This is a genomic window from Rummeliibacillus sp. POC4, from assembly GCF_003576525.1.
Classification (GTDB): Bacteria; Bacillota; Bacilli; order Bacillales_A; family Planococcaceae; genus Rummeliibacillus.
Genome location: NZ_QWUA01000042.1, coordinates 1 through 2,608, shown reverse-complemented (window position 1 = coordinate 2,608; position 2,608 = coordinate 1). Strand labels below are relative to the sequence as shown.

General features: G+C 32.4%; 3 protein-coding genes. All 3 read right to left on the bottom strand.

The annotated features are described in order from the left end of the window. Nucleotides 1–218 precede the first annotated feature (218 nt). Complete coding sequence (locus tag D1606_RS12000; RefSeq protein WP_119416253.1) at nt 219–1,286, bottom strand: S8 family serine peptidase; 1,068 nt, start codon at nt 1,284–1,286, stop codon at nt 219–221. Between the two features lie 300 nt (nt 1,287–1,586). Next, complete coding sequence (locus D1606_RS19250) at nt 1,587–2,387, bottom strand: GH25 family lysozyme (protein ID WP_119416252.1); 801 nt, start codon at nt 2,385–2,387, stop codon at nt 1,587–1,589. After that, the coding region (locus D1606_RS11990; RefSeq protein ID WP_119416251.1) for a phage holin at nt 2,387–2,608 on the bottom strand (222 nt) is incomplete at its 5' end. The genes D1606_RS19250 and D1606_RS11990, both read right to left, overlap by 1 nt.

Genomic DNA, 2,608 nt, shown 5'->3' with positions numbered 1-2,608 from the left:
CGAACGTTTGTTCTATTTTCAAGTGAATAAAAAGACCGAACTTAGATTGGTCCGGTCAATAACATTAAACAATCATTAATTTTCCTATCTGTTCATGTTCGCAGCTAATAACATTTTCATGTTTTTTTAATAGGCAAATATTTTCTTGATTAACCTCTAATATAACTCTATTAAGAATAGGAGATTGAAAAATAATTGATCCAAATTTTTCTAAATCCTTAATTTGTTTTCTGTCCCTGACCTTTAATATTACTCTGTTCATTTCTAAGCACCTCCACTAATTTGTATAAATTCAATAAACCAAATCCTTGGTGATGTTCCGGCATTCCTAAATCTGTAGAAGTAGAATACAAATACGACTTAGTTATTGATGAATTTTTATTTAGCATCGGGAAAATTGCTCCTATAACTCCTGAAATCAAAGGGGTTGCGAACGATGTTCCTGTAGCAAAAAAATCATTATTGTACTTAACCATTCCAGATGTCAATATATTTGGCTTTTTGATGCCTGGAGTACCTTTGCTTGAATAATCGGCTAATTGACTAGTATTTGTAGCATCAATTGCTCCAACAGTAATTGACTCAACAGCATTTCCTGGGCACTGTATAGAGTGCTCAAGTCCTATATTTCCAGCAGCTGATACAAATACTTTTCCAGCGTTTTCAGCATAAAAATTTACTGTTTCACAAATATGACAAGGATTATCTTTTGTACATGTAGGTATAGTGAATCCCAAAGACATATTTATAACATCAGATTTACTGACAGCTGCATCTAATGCCATTAAAAGATCACCTGATTTTATCTTTTCCGTTTGACAAATTTTATAGCTATTGATAATTGATCCTGGAGAATAATGTTTAATTATACTGGCAACAGTGGTCCCATGACTTATTTCTGGTACTACTCCATACCCCGTAAAGTCGTATTTTTCACTTATCCAATCCTCATTAACTCCTGAGTCAAGAACAGCAATAGTAACTCCCCACCCCATAGCTTGAAGGTTTCTTAACGGTTGAGTTGATACCGCTGGAGTCATGCTTATATTTGGAAGATTTAAAGAAGCTAGAGAACCTTCTACTTCTTGTAGACTTCCCTCAACCTCTTCCGTAATATAATACAAATTAAATGTTTCTTCTAATTTTGCTTTTACTTCTTCATTTACATTTGCATATAGTATGGGAAGTACCGGTGACATATATTCAACAGTTCCTCCATATGAGTTAATTAATTGTATAATTTGTTCTTTATCAGGATCTCTATACTTTACTATGTATGTTTTCATAATATGTATCCCCTTTTAATTTTCAGAATATTCTATATTAAATAAACCAAAACTTATTTATTATTAAAACCTATTTTTGTATTTTGTTCAATAGAACAAACCATTTTTATGCATTTTGTTTTATATTTCTCCTTGTATTTCCTGGTGTAAATATAACAAATCGATGATAATATAAATAAATTAAATTTGAGACTTAATTAATCTTGTTGAACATTATTCTACAAATACAAGTATATTCCTTCTTTATATCTCGAAAATAAAAAAGCCCCATCCTCCATATGGAAGACAGGGCATAATTAGTTATTTCAATTTTATTTTCTGACCAACATAAATTAGATTTTCGTTTTTAATCTTATTTAATGATTTAAGCTTTGCGACTGTAGTGTTATTTTTTGATGCAATTTTACTTAATGTATCACCGCTTTTAACAGTGTATACTTTATTTGCAGCTTTTGTAGTTGATGTTTTATTTTCCTTGGCTTTCGTTTTTTCTACTGTTTTACTTACTTGAGTTGTTGCTTTGTTTCCAATAAACCATTTGAGTGACTTATTACCATTCAATCGATTTAAGTCTAACTTACCTGAATATCCTGGTACTGTACCAGTCTCTGAATACTGCCATAAATCACAAGGATACTTTGGTTTAAGTGGATAACGCGGAATCCATAAGAAATCAGCTTTTACTTTGTTCATATTGTAAGGTTCGTAAAAATGGTGACCAGTATAAAGTCCAATTGGTCGCTTATCATGAGCTTGCAAGTAATCTATAAAAGCTTGAGTCGCCGGTAACATTTCTGCTTTTGTTTTGGTTGTTTGTTCCTCAACATCGACAACTAAGAACTTTGCCGATTTATCTGCCCTTGCTAGGAAATCTTTCGCTTCTTGTTTTGCGTCTGCAACGCTAATAAATCGAGCATAAGCATAATGCCCGAAAGGAATGCCGTATGCTTTTGCTGAAGCAACATGCTTTTTGTACTCACGGTCAATAGTTGTAGATCCGTATTGTACTCTAATAATTAATAAGTCCACATTCTTTGCAAATGTAGCCCAGTTGAATTTATTATTTGGTTGATGATGTGAAATATCGACAATGTATCCCATTATTTTAACCCCTTTTCTTTCAAATGTTGTTCTTGTTCACGCGCTTGTTTAGTTACGATATAACTGTTCTTCCACACTCCATAAATAACGATTACAAATGGTACTGCTGCTAAAAGAACATTTACAAAAGCATCGATTGATTCTTGGTTAAACCAATTGAAATAAAGTCCCAAAGTTTGCAAAAATAAAAGGACTGCTGATAGCAACCCTCCGAATAATCC

Coding starts and splice junctions, on each gene's coding strand:
- D1606_RS12000 (WP_119416253.1), bottom strand. CDS start 1,286: ATGAAAACATACATAGTAAAGTATAGAGATCCTGATAAAGAACAAATT.
- D1606_RS19250 (WP_119416252.1), bottom strand. CDS start 2,387: ATGGGATACATTGTCGATATTTCACATCATCAACCAAATAATAAATTC.